Annotated in this window: 17 protein-coding genes; 7 read left to right on the top strand and 10 right to left on the bottom strand. The window is 71.7% G+C overall.

The genetic code is table 11. From position 1 onward, the window contains the following. Positions 1–23: 23 nt before the first annotated feature. Together xseA and GSF22_RS19220 are read left to right on the top strand one after the other, a co-directional pair. Complete coding sequence (gene xseA / locus GSF22_RS19225; protein WP_208815043.1) at positions 24–1,244, top strand: exodeoxyribonuclease VII large subunit; 1,221 nt, start codon at positions 24–26, stop codon at positions 1,242–1,244. Positions 1,245–1,309: 65 nt separating this feature from the next. Then, a complete protein-coding gene (locus GSF22_RS19220) occupies positions 1,310–1,546 on the top strand; it encodes an exodeoxyribonuclease VII small subunit (RefSeq protein WP_208815041.1) in 237 nt (78 codons plus the stop codon). Between the two features lie 86 nt (positions 1,547–1,632). Here GSF22_RS19220 and GSF22_RS19215 read toward each other — a convergent pair whose 3' ends face one another. From GSF22_RS19215 to GSF22_RS19205, 3 genes are all read right to left on the bottom strand, one after another. After that, positions 1,633–2,463, bottom strand: coding sequence for a hypothetical protein (locus GSF22_RS19215; RefSeq protein ID WP_208815039.1), 831 nt, complete (start codon positions 2,461–2,463; stop codon positions 1,633–1,635). A 229-nt stretch (positions 2,464–2,692) separates the two neighbouring features. Beyond that, the gene (locus GSF22_RS19210; protein ID WP_244367739.1) at positions 2,693–3,520 is read right to left on the bottom strand and encodes a hypothetical protein; all 828 of its coding nucleotides are present in this window, start codon (positions 3,518–3,520) and stop codon (positions 2,693–2,695) included. 92 nt (positions 3,521–3,612) lie between these two features. Beyond that, entirely contained in the window at positions 3,613–4,419 is an 807-nt protein-coding gene (locus tag GSF22_RS19205; RefSeq protein WP_208815035.1) for a DUF4245 domain-containing protein, read from the bottom strand. Positions 4,420–4,577: 158 nt separating this feature from the next. Here GSF22_RS19205 and glpX point away from each other — a divergent pair, with 158 nt between their 5' ends. Beyond that, on the top strand, positions 4,578–5,612 hold the full coding sequence (gene glpX / locus GSF22_RS19200) for a class II fructose-bisphosphatase (RefSeq protein ID WP_208815034.1): 1,035 nt from the start codon (positions 4,578–4,580) through the stop codon (positions 5,610–5,612). Between the two features lie 11 nt (positions 5,613–5,623). Further along, positions 5,624–6,568, top strand: a complete 945-nt coding sequence (locus GSF22_RS19195; RefSeq protein WP_307804120.1) for a DMT family transporter — start codon at positions 5,624–5,626, stop codon at positions 6,566–6,568. A 119-nt stretch (positions 6,569–6,687) separates the two neighbouring features. On the opposite strand, the gene GSF22_RS19190 is transcribed toward GSF22_RS19195, so the two are convergent. Continuing rightward, positions 6,688–7,647 carry an NAD-dependent epimerase/dehydratase family protein gene (locus GSF22_RS19190; RefSeq protein ID WP_208815032.1) on the bottom strand — a complete coding sequence of 320 codons (960 nt, stop codon included), beginning with the start codon at positions 7,645–7,647 and terminating at the stop codon, positions 6,688–6,690. A gap of 141 nt (positions 7,648–7,788) precedes the next feature. Here GSF22_RS19190 and GSF22_RS19185 point away from each other — a divergent pair, with 141 nt between their 5' ends. Further along, a complete protein-coding gene (locus GSF22_RS19185) occupies positions 7,789–8,478 on the top strand; it encodes a TetR/AcrR family transcriptional regulator (protein WP_208815030.1) in 690 nt (229 codons plus the stop codon). A 35-nt stretch (positions 8,479–8,513) separates the two neighbouring features. Here the strand turns inward: GSF22_RS19185 and GSF22_RS19180 are convergent, their stop codons facing one another. From GSF22_RS19180 to GSF22_RS19155, 6 genes are all read right to left on the bottom strand, one after another. Next, positions 8,514–9,482, bottom strand: a complete 969-nt coding sequence (locus tag GSF22_RS19180) for an NAD(P)/FAD-dependent oxidoreductase (RefSeq protein ID WP_208815029.1) — start codon at positions 9,480–9,482, stop codon at positions 8,514–8,516. 122 nt (positions 9,483–9,604) lie between these two features. Continuing rightward, a complete protein-coding gene (locus GSF22_RS19175; protein WP_307804119.1) occupies positions 9,605–10,264 on the bottom strand; it encodes a rhomboid family intramembrane serine protease in 660 nt (219 codons plus the stop codon). A gap of 153 nt (positions 10,265–10,417) precedes the next feature. Next, positions 10,418–11,119: a lytic transglycosylase domain-containing protein gene (locus tag GSF22_RS19170; protein ID WP_208815026.1), complete on the bottom strand. Its 702-nt coding sequence runs from the start codon at positions 11,117–11,119 to the stop codon at positions 10,418–10,420. 285 nt (positions 11,120–11,404) lie between these two features. Then, a complete protein-coding gene (locus GSF22_RS19165; RefSeq protein WP_208815025.1) occupies positions 11,405–12,826 on the bottom strand; it encodes a PhoH family protein in 1,422 nt (473 codons plus the stop codon). 451 nt (positions 12,827–13,277) lie between these two features. Next, the gene (locus tag GSF22_RS19160) at positions 13,278–13,682 is read right to left on the bottom strand and encodes a hypothetical protein (protein ID WP_208815023.1); all 405 of its coding nucleotides are present in this window, start codon (positions 13,680–13,682) and stop codon (positions 13,278–13,280) included. Further along, the gene (locus tag GSF22_RS19155) at positions 13,679–14,023 is read right to left on the bottom strand and encodes a hypothetical protein (RefSeq protein ID WP_208815021.1); all 345 of its coding nucleotides are present in this window, start codon (positions 14,021–14,023) and stop codon (positions 13,679–13,681) included. Before GSF22_RS19155 ends, GSF22_RS19160 begins: the two co-directional genes overlap by 4 nt. A 264-nt stretch (positions 14,024–14,287) precedes the next feature. On the opposite strand from GSF22_RS19155, the gene GSF22_RS19150 reads away from it, so the two are divergent. Both GSF22_RS19150 and GSF22_RS19145 read left to right on the top strand, forming a co-directional pair. Beyond that, complete coding sequence (locus GSF22_RS19150) at positions 14,288–14,728, top strand: helix-turn-helix domain-containing protein (protein ID WP_208815045.1); 441 nt, start codon at positions 14,288–14,290, stop codon at positions 14,726–14,728. A gap of 161 nt (positions 14,729–14,889) precedes the next feature. After that, on the top strand, positions 14,890–15,261 hold the full coding sequence (locus GSF22_RS19145; RefSeq protein ID WP_208815020.1) for a hypothetical protein: 372 nt from the start codon (positions 14,890–14,892) through the stop codon (positions 15,259–15,261). Positions 15,262–15,269 lie beyond the last annotated feature (8 nt).

Genomic DNA, 15,269 nt, shown 5'->3' with positions numbered 1-15,269 from the left:
GGGGTGAACCGTAGGCTGGGCCGGTGAGCACCGCCGAGACGCCGCGCAGCAGTCCGGACGAACCCTGGCCGGTCCGGGTGGTCAGCCAGAAGGTCGGGGCCTGGATCGCCCGGCTCGGCTGGGTGTGGGTCGACGGGCAGGTGGCCCAGATCAGCCGGCGGCCCGGTGCAGCCACCGTCTTCCTGACCCTGCGCGACCCGTCGGCGGACCTGAGTCTCACCGTCACCACCAACCGGGACGTCCTCGACGCGGGGGCACCGGAGCTGCGTGAGGGCGCCCGGGTCGTCCTGCACGCCAAACCGGAGTTCTACGCGGCCCGGGGCACCCTCAGTCTGCGCGCCGACGAGATCCGCCAGGTGGGCCTCGGTGAACTGCTCGCCCGACTGGAGAAGCTCAAGAAGCTGCTCGCCGCCGAGGGGCTCTTCGACCGGGCCCGCAAACGCCGGCCGCCGTTCCTGCCCCGCCGGATCGGCCTGATCACCGGCCGGGCCTCGGCCGCCGAACGGGACGTCCTCACCAATGCGCGCCGCCGCTGGCCGGCGGTCGAGTTCCGGACGGTCAACGTGGCCGTGCAGGGCCCGACGGCGGTACCCCAGATCGTCGACGCGCTGCGGGCCCTGGACGCCGACGAGAGCATCGACGTGATCATCCTGGCCCGGGGTGGCGGGAGCATCGAGGACCTGCTCCCCTTCTCGGACGAGGCGCTCTGCCGGGCGGTCTTCGCCTGCCGTACCCCGGTGGTCAGCGCCATCGGTCACGAGACCGACACGCCGCTGGTCGACCACGTCGCGGACGTACGCGCCTCCACCCCCACCGACGCCGCCAAACGGATCGTCCCCGACCTGGCCGAGGAGGTACGCCTCATCCAGCTCGCCCGGCACCGGTTGGACCGCTCGGTACGGAATCTGCTCGACCGGGAGGCGCACCGGCTCGACGGCCTGCGCTCCCGGCCGGTACTGGCCCGACCGCAGGTCATGCTGGACGCCCGGGCGGCCGAGGTGACCGCCCTGCGGCAGCGGGGTGGACGCTGCCTGGACCACCGGCTCGGCGCGGCGGCCGACGAACTGCGGCACACGCTGGCGCGGCTGCGGGCGCTCTCCCCGGCCGCCACGCTCACCCGGGGGTACGCCATCGTGCAGCGCGCCGACGGCCAGGTGGTACGCGCCGCCGACCAGGTCACGACCGGTGATCCGGTACGGGTCCGGCTGGCCGACGGTGAACTGACCGCCACCGTCGACAGCTGACCGGGCGGCACCAACGGGCAGACGGCGACCGGACGGGCAGGGCGCTGTGCTGAGATGGGACCACCATGGGTACTGACAAGAAGACCGGTGATCCGGACGAGCGGCTGAGCTACGAGCAGGCCCGCGCCGAGTTGGCGTCGGTGGTCGAGCGGTTGGAGGCCGGTGGCACCTCCCTGGAGGAGTCACTGGCGCTCTGGGAGCGCGGCGAACGGCTGGCCGAGGTCTGCCAGCGCTGGCTGGACGGGGCCCGGGAGCGGATCGACGCCACCCGCCGGGCCCGGGAGGACTCCGTCACCTCCTGACGGAACCACCGGGGCGGGCCGCAGAGCGGGCCGGGAACGGCGGTGGTGCGGACTGCCGGGCCGCCCGCACCACCGGTACCGCAGGCTCAGGAGTTGAGCATCTGGTACGTGCTGGCCGGCGCCTCGACGACCTGCGCCGCCGGCGGCTGGTCGACCTTGGTGGCCGCGCCGTAGTCGGCGTACGTCACCTTCACCTGGTGCGCCTTGCTCTCCCCGACAGCCGGGAAGTCGATGCTCAGCGCGGTGAGCCGACCCTGCTGGTCCACCGTGGCGGTGAAGGGCAGCGCGGCGGCCTTCGTGGCCAGCGCCTTGACGGTCTCCTCGTCCAGCAGACCCGCCTCGGTCGCCTTGGTGACGTCGACCGTACCGGCGTACGCGCCCTCGCCGGCCGCCTGCACGTCGACGATCCCCTTGAGGATCAGGTCGCTACCGGCCGGGTCGATATCGTTCCAGTCGAAACCGAGCCCCTTCTGCTTCTTGACCTTCGACTGGTCGAGGTGCTGGTACTTCCCCTCCAGCTTCGGGTTCTTCATCGCGGCGGCCATCTCGCCGTCGAAGTCGAGCTTCGCCCAGCTCGACGGCTCGACGTAGATGACGTCCATGTTCATCGAGAAGCCGTCCGCGGCGTCCCCCGCCTTCAGGGTGTACCGGGCACTCTTGCTGGGCTGGTGCACCTGCCCCTCGCCGGTCATGCCGTCACCGGCGACGGTGAAGCGGAAGTTGCCCTTCTTGATCTCACTGGTCGAGGCGAGCAGGACCTGCTTCGGGTCTGCTGCCGTGGTCGGGCTCGCGGCGGCCGGGCTGGCCGCCGTACCACCGCCCTCCTCGGTGCCCCCGGAGCTACCGCAGGCCGCCAGGGCCGGCGTGAACAGGACGACAGTGGCGACGCCTACAAGGCTCCACCGACGGATCTTCATACCAGTTTCTCTCCGTGATCGCGGGTCGTCCGGACCGGCTCGGCTCCGGACGACCGGGCTGTCCGACCGCAGCCGGGCAGCCTGAACCGGCCGGACGGTCCACGGACCGTCCGGCCGGCAAAAACAGGACGGCGCAGTCTAGCCATGATCACTTCCTGCTGTCCGACCCGTTTTCCCAGGCGGGGACCGCCCGCCTCCGCCGCAGGGTGCGTCGGTGGCGGGACAGCGGTCACCGGTACAGGTCGTACAGCTCGGCGGGAGCCTCGACCACCTCGGTCGCGGTCGGCTTCTGCGCCGGGGTGGCGGCACCGTAGTCGGAGTAGTTGACCTTCAGGTCGTACGCCTTGGTGTTACCGGTCGCCGGGATCTGGATGACCAGCTCGGTCAGCCGCTTCTGGTCGTCGACCTTCGCGGTGAACGGCACCGCCTTCGCCTCGACCCCGAGGGCGGTCAGCGAGGTCGGGTCGATCATGGCGGCCTCGCTCGCCTCGTCCAGGTTGATCGTGCCGGCGTACGCGCCCGGCCCGGCCTCCCGGACGTCGGTGACCGCCCTGGTCAGCACGGCACTACCGGCCGGGTCGACGTTCGAGAAGTCGAACCGCAGGTCTTTGATGTCCTTGATCCGGGACTGGTCCAGGTGCAGGTACTTCCCGGACGCCAGGTTGTCCACCGCCGGGATGCCGGTGGCACCGTTGAGGTCGAGTTTGACCCAGCTCTCCGGCTCGACGTGGATCAGGTCGAAGTTGATCGGCGACTTCCCGCCCGCCTGGTCGAAGGCCACGGTGAGCTGGGCGCTGCGGCTCGGCTGGTGCACCACACCCCGGCTGGTCACGCCCTGGCCGGTGATGGCGAACCGGAAGTTGCCCTGGCTGATCGCCTGGGTCGAGTCGAGCAGGGCCTGCTTGGCGGCGCTGGTGCCGGCGGACGCCGAGGGGGCGGACGACGCCGAGGCGCCGGCCCCACCGGGCTGCTCCGTACCGTTCGCCTGGCAGGCCGCCAGCGCGGGAGTGAGCAGGGACGCGGCCACCAGTCCGGAAACACTCCACCGTCGGATCATCACGAGGTCTCTCCACGAGGTCGGCCGGCGGGGGCGCCCGCCGGAGGGCTCAGCGGCCAGCCGGGGGTGGCCGACCGCTGGGCGCCGGCCGGTCAGCGCAGGGCGCCGGCCAGCTCCCGTAGTTCCTGTTCCCTCGCGGCACCAACCACAATCACTGTCCGGTTCGGCTCCAGGAGCACCAGCGCCTGCTCGTTGCTCCGGGCGGTGTAGCGCTGCCAGCTCCGGCCGCCGAGCTGGGTGGTGCCCTGCGGCTGGCCCTCCCGGGTCAGCTCCGCCGGCAGCAGCTTCTCCGGGTCCACGCTGCTCTGCACCAGCTGCACTCCGCGCCCGTCCGGGCTGAGGTACCCGAGTCGCAGCGTGGCACCGCCGTCGACCGGCTGGTAACGGGCGCTGACGGTACGCCATCCGGAGCCCAGGTCGACGGGTTCGCTGACCGGGAAGACGTTGGCGGCCCGCGCCTGGGTGACGACCGGCGCCGGGTCGACGGTGGTCGGCTCGTCCCCGCCGAGGAAGACCCGGTAGAACCCGAGCAGCAGGGCGATCGGAACGAGGAGTACCAGCAGGGAGATCGCCATGTCCTTCGGCGACCGGCCGTCGGCGGTCCGGGCGGCCTCCCGGGCCGCGGCGGCGGAGGTCGCCGGGGGCACATCCGGGTCGGTGTCCGCCGTGCCCCCGGCTGCCGGGGCGGGATCCGCCGTGCCGCCGGCTGCCGAGCCGGTGTCCGCCGTGCCGCCGGCTGCCGGGGCGGGTTGTCCACCCGCCGGGTCGGCGGCCGCGACGGGGGGCTGCCCGTCGGGTGGGGTCGCCCCGGGGTCGGCCGCCGGCCGACCCTCCGGTGGGGTCGACGCACCGGCGGTGCGGTCGGCGGGTACGCGGTCGGCAGGCTGGACAGGCTCCACGACTCCATCTTGACAGCCCGCCAGTTCGCAGTATCCGGGCCACCACCGCCCCGACCCGGCACCAGCTCGGCCAACATGTGAGGATCAGCCACAAAGCCGGCGGCGGCAGGTGCCGCACCCTGCCGGTCCACCCCGCAATGCCGCGAGGAGGAGTCGTGATGACGAACACCAGGAGCCGGACCCCGCAGGATCTGGACCGAAACCTGGCGCTGGATCTGGTGCGGGTCACCGAGGCGGCAGCGATGGCCGCGGGCCGCTGGGTCGGCCGGGGCGACAAGGAGGGCGGCGACGGGGCCGCCGTCGACGCCATGCGCAAGTTGATCAACTCGATCCCGATGCGGGGCGTCGTGGTGATCGGCGAGGGCGAGAAGGACAACGCCCCGATGCTCTTCAACGGTGAGCAGGTCGGCGACGGTACCGGCCCCGAGGTGGACGTGGCGGTCGACCCGGTGGACGGCACCACCCTGATGAGCAAGGGCATGCCGAACGCACTGGCCGTCCTCGCGGTCGCCGAGCGGGGCGCGATGTTCGACCCGAGTGCGGTCTTCTACATGCAGAAGCTCGCGGTCGGGCCGGTCTACGCCGACGTCATCGACATCGACGCCGGGGTCGCGGAGAACCTGCGCCGGATCGCCCGGGTCAAGGGCACCGACGTGTCCGGCGTCACCGTCTGCATCCTCGACCGTCCCCGGCACACCGACCTGGTCAAGGAGATCCGCCGGGCCGGTGCCGGCATCCGGTTCATCTCCGACGGGGACATCGCGGGCGCCATCGCGGCGGCCCGGGGCGAGTCCGACGTCGACGTGCTGATGGGCATCGGCGGTACCCCCGAGGGGATCATCGCCGCCTGCGCCCTCAAGTGCATGGGTGGAGCCATGCAGGCGAAGCTCTGGCCCACCGACGACGCCGAACGGGCCAAGGCGATCGACGCCGGGCACGACCTGGAGCGGGTACTCGCCACCGACGACCTGGTCACCGGGGACAACTGCTTCTTCGTGGCCACCGGTGTCACCTCCGGGGACCTGCTCCGGGGCGTCCGGTACCGGGCCGGCGGCGGGGCGTACACCCAGTCGATCGTGATGCGCTCCAAGAGCGGCACGATCCGCGTGATCGACTCGTACCACCACCTGGAGAAGTTGGCCCTCTACTCGGCCGTCGACTTCGACGGCCGACCGTTGGCCGAGCAGGAGTGAGCCTCACCGGGGTGACCAGCCCCACCCTGCCGGCGTCCCGCCGGGCCTTCGGGGTCGGGCTCGCGGTGGTCTCCGGCGTCCTGGTGGCCGCCCAGACCCGGATCAACGGCGAACTGGGCGTACGCCTGGGCGACGGGATCGCCACCGCGGTGGTCTCCTTCGGTGTCGGGCTGCTCCTCCTGCTGGTCATGGTCCCGGCCACCCCGGCCGGCCGTCGGGCGCTGGGTGCCCTGCGGTCGGCCCTGGCGGACGGGACGTTACGTCCCTGGCAGTGCCTCGGTGGCGCGTGCGGGGCGTTCCTCGTGGTCACCCAGGGGGCGACCGTCGGCGCCCTCGGGGTGGCCGTCTTCACCGTCGCGGTGGTCGCCGGGCAGACCGCGAGCAGCCTCGCCGTGGACCGGGCCGGGCTCGGCCCCGCCGGTCGGCAGCCGGTCACCACCGCCCGGCTGACCGGTGCGGTGCTCACCGTGCTGGCCGTGCTGCTGGCGGTCAGCGACCGGATCGGCGACCCGCAGGTACTCGCCCTGGCCCTGCTGCCCGCGCTCGCCGGACTCGGAATGGCCTGGCAGCAGGCGGTCAACGGGCGGGTCCGGATGGCCGCCGGCAGCCCGCTGGTCGCCACCCTGGTCAACTTCACCGTCGGGACGACCGTGCTGCTGGTCGCGTTCGCCGTGGACATCTCGCTGCGCGGGCTGCCCGACGGCCGGCTGCCGACCGAACCGTGGCTCTACCTGGGTGGGCCGATCGGGATCATCTTCATCGCGATGGCCGCCGCGGTGGTCCGGTTCACCGGGGTGCTCCTGCTCGGCCTGTCCACCATCGCCGGTCAGGTGGTCGGGGCGGTCCTGGTCGACCTGCTGGTACCGACCAACGCGTCCCACCCGGGGCCGACCACCCTGCTCGGCGCGGCCCTCACCCTGGTCGCGGTCGCCATCGCCGCCCTCCGCTCCCGGTAAGGAAGGGCCCCCTGTTAACGCTTCCGGTAGAGGAAGGGCCCCTTCTTAACACCTGCCGGCACTCAGCGCGCAACGCGCAACGCGCGATGTCCGACGCGCGATGTTCCACGCGCGACGCCCTACCGCCCCGCACCCGCACCCGCACCCGCACCCGCACCCGCAGGAGTCGACGACTCCAGGGTCTCCCGCAGCGCCACGTCGAGCGGGGTGGGCCGGATCCCGAACGTCTCCTGCGCCGCCGTCGAGTCCAGCAGGAACGGCCGGTCGAACTGGTACAGGACCTCGCGTAGCTCCCGGACGGTGGGGTCGAACAGGCCACCGAGCCGGACCACCGGGACCGGTAGCCGGGACAGCTTCGGCGTGGGCGCACCGGCGATCGCCGCCGCCCGCCTCGCCAGTTCGCGCAGCGACACCGCCGGAGCGGTGGGCACGTGCCAGGCCCGTCCCCAGGCCCGCTCGTCCGAGGCTGCGGCGACCAGGGTACGGGCGACGTCGCCGACGTACGTCCAACTGTGCGGAGCGTCCAGGTCGGCCGGGACGAAGGCGCGTCGGCCGGCGAAGACCCTCGGCAGCACCAGGACGTTGGGGATGGAGTTGGCCCCCGCCCCGACGAAGTCGGAGGCGCGTACCTCGGTGGCCCGCAGCCGGCCGGCCCGGTGCGCGTCGAGCGCCTCCTGCCACATCCGTACCCGTACCTGTGCCTTGGCGCTGCGCGACGCCGCCGGGGTCTGCTCGGTCATCGGGCCGTCGACCGGCCCGTACCCGTAGAGGTTGCCGGTGACGGTGAGCACCGCGCCGGTCCGCTCGGCGGCGGTGAGCAGGCCGGCGGCCAGCGGCGGCCAGTCGGTCGGCCAGCGGTGGTAGGCCGGGTTGGCGCAGTTGTAGAGGGCGGCGGCGCCGGTGGTGAGGGCGGTGAGCCGGTCGGGGTCGGTGGCGTCGGCGGCGACCCGTTCGATGGCCGGGTGCTCCGGACCGCTGCCGCGCCGGGTGATGATGCGGACCTGCTCGCCCTGGTCGGCGAGGAGGCGGGCGGTGGCCGTGCCGACCGGGCCGGCCCCGACGATCACCTGAAGCGACATCGCTGGTCACCCTTCATATCAGGAGTACGGAACGAGAGCACTGCTCTCGACACAGGGAAGCATGCCGGAGGCGCATGCACTTCGTCAAGAGCACTGCTCTCTCATTTGTCGACCGCTCTCCGACTGTGGCAGATTGGCGGCATGACGGCACCCTCGATACGGGCCCGGGTCCGGGCCGAGATGATCGACGAGATCAAGGCGATCGCCCGGCAGCACCTCGCCGCCGACGGCGCCAACCTGTCCCTGCGCGCCGTCGCCCGGGACCTCGGCATGGTCTCCTCGGCCGTCTACCGCTACTTCCCCAGCCGGGACGAGTTGCTGACCGCGCTGATCATCGACGCGTACGACGCCCTGGGCGCGGCGGTCGAAGCGGCCGACGCCGGCACCACCCCGGACGATCTGCGCGGACGGTGGCACGGCGTGTTCCGGGCCGCCCGCCGGTGGGCCCTGGACAACCCGGCCGAGTACGCCCTGATCTACGGCAGTCCGGTACCCGGGTACGCCGCCCCCCGGGACACCGTCGAGCCGGCCCAGCGCCCTCCCGTCGTCCTGGTGGGCATCCTGCGGGACGGCTTCACCAGCGGACAGGTGACCCCGCCTCCGGCAGACGAGCTGTCCGACCCGGTACGCGCCGACCTCGCCGCCATCAGCGACCTGATCGCCCCCGGCCTGCCGGAGGCACTGCTGGCCCGGGGCATGGCCGCCTGGACCCAGCTCTTCGGCCTGATCAGTTTCGAGATCTTCGGTCGACTGAACAACGGCCTGGACCACCGGGACGAGTACTTCGACCACCAGACCCGACTGATGGCCGACCTGGTCGGCCTGCCCTGACCCGCCGCAGCCGGCGGAGACATCCGTGGTCCGGGTCAGCCGCCGTCGGACGAGTGGCCGGGGAAGAGGTGGGCGGCGGGATCGATGGCGACGGCCGCGTTGTTGACCGCCGTGGCCGCCTCACCGAAGCCGGTGGCGATCAGCCGCACCTTGCCGGGGTACTCGGTGATGTCGCCGGCCGCGAAGATCCTCGGCAGGTTCGTCGCCATGGTGCTGTCCACCAGGATGTGCCGCCGGTCCAGGGCGAGTCCCCACTCGGCCAGCGGGCCGAGGTCGGCGGTGAAGCCGAGCGCGGCGACCACGGTGTCGACCGGGATGGTCTCCGCGTCGGCGCCCCGGACCGCCACGTCCGCACCGGTCACCCGACCGTTGCCGTGCAGCCGGGTCACCTCGGCGTTCACCACGATGCGGACCGGCAGTTCCTGTACCCGGGCGACGGTGGCGGCGTGCGCCCGGAACCGGTCCCGGCGGTGCACCAGGGTGACCGAGCGGGCGAGCGGTTGCAGCGCATGCGCCCAGTCGAAGGCCGAGTCGCCGCCACCGACGATCAGTACGTCCTGACCGGCCAGTTCGGCGAGGCTCGGGACGAAGAAGACGATGCCCGACCCGGTGAAGTCCGCCGCCGCCGGCAGTGGACGGGGGGTGAAGCTGCCCAGCCCGCCGGTGATCAGGACCGCGCCGCAGCTCAACTGCTCCCCGTCGGAGAGGCCGAGTACCGGACGCTCGCCCTGGTAGCTCAGCTTCTCGGCCCGGACGCCGAGCCGGTACTCCGGGTCGAACGGGGCGGCCTGGGCGACCAGGTTGGCCACCAGGTCCCGTCCCTTTATCGACGGGAAACCGGCGATGTCCAGGATCAGTTTCTCCGGGTACATCGCGGCGACCTGGCCACCGGGCTCGGGCAGCGCGTCGATCACCGCGACCGACAGGCCCCGGAACCCCGCATAGTAGGCCGCGAAGAGCCCACTCGGACCCGCCCCGATGATGGCGACATCCACCTGACGCATCTGACCACCGTCGCCCTTCGTGCGCGGACCAACCAGTGCTGATCAGACGCTAGGCGGCCGGGGCACCGTCGGGCAAGAGTGTCCCATTTCGACCACCCGCACTCTGGGATCACGAACTCCGGTCACGGACCGGTCAGGGACGACTCCGAACGGTACGGATCGTCCAGGCCGGGCCGCCGACGGCGCAGCAGGATCGCCGCCACCACCCCACCCAGCAGCCCGAAGAGGTGGCCCTGCCAGGAGATCGGCTCGTCGGTGGGGAGCACCCCGACGAGCTGCCAGCCGTAGAGCAGGCCGACCAGCAGCACCACTGCGAAGTTCCACCAGCTCCGCTCGACGATCCCCCGGGTGAGCAGGATGCCGAGGTACCCGAAGATCACGCCGCTGGCCCCCACGACGACCGAGTTCGAGGAGCCGGTGAACCAGACGCCGAGACCGCTGATCAGGATGATCACCAGAGTGGACCAGAGGAAGCGGCGGGTACCGGCGGCGAGCACGAACGTGCCGAGCAGGATCAGTGGCACGCTGTTGCTGTAGAGGTGGTCGAAGCCGTGGTGCAGGAACGGGCTGAAGAAGACGCCGTCGAGCCCGTCGATGCGTTTGGGGATGATGCCGGCGGCCGGATCGAAGCCGGCGGCGAGCCAGACGTCCAGGGCCTCGATCGCGAAGAGCACCGGCACCACCGCGCACATCGCCACGAAGGCGCGGCCGAGTGCCGCGTAGAACGCCTCGGTCCCGAACCGGTACGGGTCGCCGCCGGACGGGTGGCCCTGGAATGTCACCCACAAACAGCTATCAGCTATCCGGGCCGGCCGCCACCCGGAAACCGGCATACCGGGCAGCGGCCTGCCGTGGCGCGGCGAGCGGAGCGCGGAAACGCGTCGGGGCGGGTACCGGTCGACCGGTACCCGCCCCGACGGGAAACTCGACGGCTGTCAGTACCAGCCGACGTCCTGGGAGTGCGCCCAGGCGCCGCACGGGGTGCCGTAGCGACCCTTGATGTACCCCAGGCCCCACTTGATCTGGGTGGCCGGGTTGGTCCGCCAGTCGTCGGCGACGGTCCCCATCTTGCTGCCCGGCAGCGCCTGCGGGATGCCGTACGCCCCGGAGGAGGGGTTGCTGGCCTTGTGGTTCCAGCCACTCTCCTTGGTCCAGAGCTTGTCCAGGCAGGGCATCTGGTCGATCTTGAAGCCGCTGTCCAGCAGCAGCGCGCAGCCGGTCCGGCGGTTACCGCTGTACTCGGCGCAGGAGGCCGGGATCGGCCCGGTGTACGGCTTGGTGGCCCCCTCCTCGGCGGCCTTCGCCGCTGCGGCGGCCTCCGCTGCCCGCTTCTTCCGGGCCGCCGCCGCAGCCTCGGCCTTGCGGGCCCGCTCGGCGGCGGCCTTCGCCGCCGCAGCGGCCCGCAGCTTCGCTTCGTATTCGGCGTTGCGCTGCTCCGCCACTGCGGCCATGTGCGCCGCGTGGCGCTCCCGCTGGTATTCGAACTCGGCCGCGTCGACTGCCGACGCGAGTTCCGACTTGATCCCTTGTTCCTGGGTCTCGCGGTCTTCGCCCAGATAGAAGCCGCCTGCGACACCCACGGAGAGCAGTGCGACGGCAGCCGTCCGGACACCGAACCGGCTCCACAGCCGACTCACGAGGTGGTCCCTTCGTCGGGGGCAAGGACACGGCGCGCCCGGCTCGGGGGGCCAGGGAATGGCGCCGCGAGCGCCCCGACCCGTCGGAGTCATCGCCGACGCACTGGGGGCCGCCGATGCTGTCGCCGTCCCGGCGACACGATCATCAGCGATCTTCCCGGTACGTGGGCGCTCGCTGCACACCATTGCGCACAGTGAGACGATTGGGAAACCACCACGGCGTTTTGTGATTTGGGTCACGCCACAAAAGGGATTCCCGGTATTAAACCGGGCAGGTAATCGGCTCTACAGCGGGATGTCCTCCAACAGATCCGTGACCACTTCGGCGATCGGGGAACGCTCCGAACGGGTGAGGGTCATGTGCGCGAAGAGCGGATGCCCCTTGAGCGCCTCGATCACCGCGGTCACCCCGTCGTGCCGGCCCACCCGCAGGTTGTCCCGCTGCGCCACGTCGTGGGTCAGCACCACCCGGGAACCCTGGCCGATCCGGGACAGCACGGTCAGCAGTACACCGCGCTCCAGCGACTGCGCCTCGTCCACGATGACGAACGCGTCGTGCAGGCTCCGGCCCCGGATGTGGGTCAGCGGCAGCACCTCCAGCAGCCCGCGCGAGGTGACCTCGTCGAGGACGTTCTCGTGCACCACCGCGCCGAGGGTGTCGAAGACCGCCTGCGCCCAGGGCGACATCTTCTCCGCCTCCGAGCCGGGCAGGTAGCCCAGTTCCTGGCCACCGACGGCGTACAGCGGCCGGAAGACCACCACCTTCTTGTGCCGGCGACGTTCCATCACCGCCTCCAGCCCGGCGCACAGTGCCAGGGCGGACTTGCCGGTACCGGCCCGACCGCCGAGCGAGACGATCCCGATCGACTCGTCGAGCAACAGGTCCAGGGCGATCCGCTGCTCCGCCGAGCGCCCCCGCAGGCCGAACGCGTCCCGGTCCCCCCGGACCAGCCGTACCGTCTTGTCGGGCAGCACCCGGCCCAGCGCCGAGCCCCGCTCGGAGTGCAGCACCAGACCGGTGTGGCAGGGCAGACCGGCTGCCTGGTCCAGGTCGATCGTCTCGCCCGCGTAGAGCTGACTGATCTGCTCCGCACCGAGTTCGAGCTCGGCGACCCCGGTCCAGGTGGGGTCGCTGGCCTGGCCGTGCCGGTACTCGTCGGCACGCAGCCCGACCGAGGCCGCCTTGACCCGCAGCGGCATGTCCTTGCTGACCAGCGTGACCTGCCGTCCCTCGGCGGCCAGGTTGAGCGCCACGGAGAGGATGCGCGCGTCGTTGGACTCGTTGCGGAACCCGGGCGGCAGCACCCCGTCGTCGGTGTGGTTCAGCTCCACCCGCAGGGTGCCCCCGGCGTCGTTGGCCGGTACCGGCTCGTCCAGCCGGCCGTGGGTCACCCGCAGTTCGTCCAGCGCACGCAGCGCCTGGCGGGCGAACCAGCCCAACTCGGGGTGGTGCCGCTTGCCCTCCAGTTCGGAGATGACCACGAGCGGCAGGATCACCTCGTGCTCGGCGAACCGGTGGAACGCCCCCGGGTCACTGAGCAGCACCGAGGTGTCCAGGACGAACACCTGGCCGGATGATCGGGGCTCCCCGGGGTCGTCGGCGGTGGCGGTACTGGTGGCTGCCCGGCGTCCGCGGGTGGTCCGGCGGGTCGTGGCAGTCGCGGCCGGGTCCTGATCGGCCCGGGCACTGGTACGGCGAGTCGTCACAGGCCTGCTCCGACGGATGGGCACCCGCCACCCGCGATCCGCCTCGTCCGGTGCCCGGGACACGGGGTCGAGTGCGGGCCCCGTGTTGCGAGGTCGCAGGTCCGGGCGTACCGGCTGGCCGGGACAACCCCGGGCCATGATTAGACGCTAGCCGCGTCCGGCGACTTCGACCAGATCCCCGGCCATCGATCTTTCCGGGCCCACCCCGGGACACCCCGGGGACACCGCCCCGTCACCGGCCGTTGGACGCCGCCGGACCACCCGGCCCGCACCACGCGCCACGGGGCGACGGGGCGGACCGGGGTACGACCGGACCGGCCGGGATGCATGCCCCCTGCGCACATCCCGGCCGGTGGGACCACCGTCACCGGTCTGACGTGGTCCCTGCGGTGCGTGTCCGCCGCGGACGACGCACCGCGCTCGTGGGCCGCCACCCACCTCCGGCGGACCGTCAGCCCCGCCGTACGGCGACCACCTCCGTGGGGTGCCGGACCCCGGCGGCCGCGGCGGCGGGTCGCACGAAGGCGGACCCCCGGTAGGTGGTGCCCTGGCGGGTGCCGCTCCCCGACACGGTCCCGGCACCGCGCGGGAGGGCTCCGGAAGCTGGTCCGGCGGCTCGTGCGGGGGGCCCGGGTGCGGTTCCGGCGGCTGCGGGCGGGACGCTCAGCGCGGCGGCGATGGCCGCCTGGGCCTCCCGTCGCCGGCGGTTCCAGGCACCCCGGTCCCCGTCGAAGTACCCCTGTCGGTAGCCGAACCGGTACCCGATGCGATAGCTGAGCTGACCGTGCAGCCGCCCGGCGGCGTAACTGGAGGAGACGAGCAGCAGGACGAGGAAGACCGCGAAGAACGGGCTCATCGCTCCTCCGGGCCGACCACGGTGGGATCGACGGTCAGCAGGCGGTCCAGGTCCTCGATACCCACGTCCTCGACCAGTTCGACACTGATCCGGCAGCCGTCCAGCACCACCTCGGCCAGGGAGGCCCGGTGGATCTCACCGCCGGACTGGTAGACCCGGACGCTCATCTCCGGGCAACCGAGGTGTGCCCGCCAGGCGTTCCACTCGTCCCGGTCGCCGACGCTGAGCGACACGTACCGGCAGCCCCGGGCCAGGTACAGCCGCCAGGGAGCACTGAGACCCGCGGCCACCCCGTCCGCGATCAGGCCGAATGCCTGGGTACGGGTTGCGAGTTGGGTCACGGCATCCTCCCTGTCCTGATGGCGTGACCGGTGTGAGCACCAGACGTCTCAATCACGTGACACACCGTAGGATGTCTCATGGACGTGACAGTATCAGCTTTTCGTCTGATTACGGCTGGCCCGCCGTACATCTATCCTGCCCTGGTGACACCCCTCAAGAAGGCTGACGACGTGCTGCCCGGACGACCCGAAGATCTGTCACATTCGCAATACACCGACCCTTCTCCCGGACGCGGACCGGAGGTCTGGTCGTACCGTCACGAGGTGACGGACAGCGTGCACGCGAGAAAGATCGCCTTCGCCTCCTTCGTACGCAAGGCACTCGCCGACGCCCGCGCGCAGCGCGCCTGGACCGGGACCGAGGTCTCCCGGCGCACCGGGGTGTCCCGCCAGACCATCAACCGTTGGGTCCGGGGTGAATGGGCCAGCGACCCCGAGGCGGAGCGGGTGGTGGCGTTCTGCGAGGGGCTGGGCCTGAATCCGATCACCGCCTTCGGCGTGCTCGGCTGGGACCGCACCACCGCCGCCCGACCGGCGCCGGCACCGCCGCCGATGGACCCGGATGTCGAGGCGCTGCTGCGTCGGCTGGTCGACCCGAACATCTCCGACGCAGAGAAGTTCCATATCCGAGAGACTATTCGTTACCTCGCGTATCGCCCTAAATTGCCCAAAACTCCGCAAAAACGGGCAAAAACTGCCAGCTAGTTCCTCAGATGGTGAAAGAACGGCTACCAGGCGTCAGCTCTTCGGTACCCGCAGCACAACGGTCACGCTAGCGTCCTTACTCGTACTGCTTGGGCTCGTCGTCGGCGGGGGGACGGGACAAGGCCGAACCCAGCCCTGCGGGACAGAAGGAGGGGTCTGTCATGACCCTGAAATGGATGGCAGTCGTGGTCGCTGCGGTGTCCCTGACACTCTGCGCGACCGCCAACATCGTGGTGGGCACCATCAGCGGCCGGGAACTGCCGGTCGTGGTCAACCTGCTGGCGCTCACCGCCGCCGGCTGCGCGGTCGTCCTGGCCGTGGTCGGCGAGCTGAACGACCGGCTCAACGGCCGGATCACCGCGCTCACCGAGTTCCTGGTCGCCCGACTGGACCAGATCGAGGCCCACGCGGGCGACCGGAACAGTGGATTCGTCGAGGGCTACCTGCTCAGCCACGGCCAGCAGGACGCCCCGGTGGTACCGATCGGGCCGAGGTTGCAGGGTCGCCGGGTGATGCTGGGCGGGGAGGACTGAGTCCGACC

This window comes from Micromonospora echinofusca, assembly GCF_017614955.1.
GTDB classification, from domain to species: domain Bacteria; phylum Actinomycetota; class Actinomycetes; order Mycobacteriales; family Micromonosporaceae; genus Micromonospora; species Micromonospora echinofusca_A.
The sequence above is the reverse complement of the archived record's forward strand: the minus strand, read 5'-3'. Positions and strand labels throughout refer to the sequence as shown.

Excerpts from the sequence above, each read along its gene's own strand:
- GSF22_RS19220 (WP_208815041.1), top strand. The coding sequence starts at position 1,310 with ATGGGTACTGACAAGAAGACCGGTGATCCGGACGAGCGGCTGAGCTAC.
- GSF22_RS19215 (WP_208815039.1), bottom strand. The coding sequence starts at position 2,463 with ATGAAGATCCGTCGGTGGAGCCTTGTAGGCGTCGCCACTGTCGTCCTG.
- GSF22_RS19210 (WP_244367739.1), bottom strand. The coding sequence starts at position 3,520 with ATGATCCGACGGTGGAGTGTTTCCGGACTGGTGGCCGCGTCCCTGCTC.
- glpX (WP_208815034.1), top strand. The coding sequence starts at position 4,578 with ATGACGAACACCAGGAGCCGGACCCCGCAGGATCTGGACCGAAACCTG.
- GSF22_RS19190 (WP_208815032.1), bottom strand. The coding sequence starts at position 7,647 with ATGTCGCTTCAGGTGATCGTCGGGGCCGGCCCGGTCGGCACGGCCACC.
- GSF22_RS19185 (WP_208815030.1), top strand. The coding sequence starts at position 7,789 with ATGACGGCACCCTCGATACGGGCCCGGGTCCGGGCCGAGATGATCGAC.
- GSF22_RS19180 (WP_208815029.1), bottom strand. The coding sequence starts at position 9,482 with ATGCGTCAGGTGGATGTCGCCATCATCGGGGCGGGTCCGAGTGGGCTC.
- GSF22_RS19160 (WP_208815023.1), bottom strand. The coding sequence starts at position 13,682 with ATGAGCCCGTTCTTCGCGGTCTTCCTCGTCCTGCTGCTCGTCTCCTCC.
- GSF22_RS19145 (WP_208815020.1), top strand. The coding sequence starts at position 14,890 with ATGACCCTGAAATGGATGGCAGTCGTGGTCGCTGCGGTGTCCCTGACA.